The 1094-nt window shown below is 64.4% G+C and carries 1 protein-coding gene; it reads right to left on the bottom strand.

The genetic code is table 11. From position 1 onward, the window contains the following. Positions 1–23: 23 nt before the first annotated feature. Positions 24–995, bottom strand: a complete 972-nt coding sequence (locus tag ACDA63_RS20105; protein WP_029104816.1) for an IS481 family transposase — start codon at positions 993–995, stop codon at positions 24–26. Positions 996–1094 lie beyond the last annotated feature (99 nt).

Here is a 1094-nt window from a genome sequence, read left to right as displayed (position 1 = left end):
TGTCGTGACCTGACACGTTGTTGTCAGGCGGCGAGCCGACTGATGGGTGGTTTTCCGCCGAGGGCGGAGTGGCCTCGTTGAGTGTTGTACCGGTGGAGGAATCGGTCAAGGCCTTGTGTGCGTTGGCCGTTGGAGGTCCACGGGCGGGCGTAGGCCCATTCGTTGAGCAGGGTCCGGTTGAAGCGTTCGGCTTTGCCGTTGGTCCAGGGGCAGCCGGGTTTGATGAAGCGGCGTTTGAGCTGCCACGCTGAGCACACCCAGCCCCAGTTGGTGCCGCGGCGGTAAACCATCGCGTTGTCTGTCAGCAGCCGCCGCGCGCGCACGCCGTGGCCGGCGAACCAGACCAAGGCTCGGTGCAGAAATGCTGCGCAGGTGAGGTCTTTTTCGTCGGTGTGCACTTCGCTGTAGGCCAGCCGGGTGCGGTCATCGATGGCGGTGTGGATGTAGTCGTAGCCGATCTTGGTTTTCTTGTGCCGGTTAGCAACTGACACTCTGGCGTCGCGTCCGTGCAACCGCCAACCCCCACCGTCAGGGATGCGGCCGAGCTTTTTGACATCGACATGGACCATGGCCCCCGGTAGGCGATGTTCATAGCGGTTCGCTGGGCGCCGCGAGGTACGCACCGACGTGCCGGTGATCGGATCGATCGCCGACAGATGCGGCACGTGATGGCGCGCGAGAATCCGTCCGATCGTCGACGGATTCAGATTCAGTTCCGCTGCCAGGACCACCGCACCGCGCTTGCGGCGGGCCCGGGCGGCCAGCACTTTCTTTTCGACCCGGTCGCTGGTGCGCCGGGGCATGTGATGCGGGCGTGAGGATCGGTCGGCCAGTGCCGCTTCACCGCCTTCGGCGTATCGGCGCAGCCACTTGTAGACCGTGGACCGTGAAATGCCGAGTTGCTCGGCCACATGCGCCGCTGGCCACCCCGCGGCGACACGCTCAACGATCAGGCGACGAGCGAACAGGTTGGTACGGGCGTTAGCGTGAGACACGAGGACCTCCTACGGGTGAATGCCAGACACATCCACTCCGTCAGGAGGTCCTCCCCATTTCAAGCAGGCACGCCGTCAACAACCTCCCAGGTCACGACA

This window comes from Uliginosibacterium sp. sgz301328, assembly GCF_041807905.1.
Taxonomy (GTDB): domain Bacteria; phylum Pseudomonadota; class Gammaproteobacteria; order Burkholderiales; family Rhodocyclaceae; genus JBGVSA01.
The sequence above is the reverse complement of the archived record's forward strand: the minus strand, read 5'-3'. Positions and strand labels throughout refer to the sequence as shown.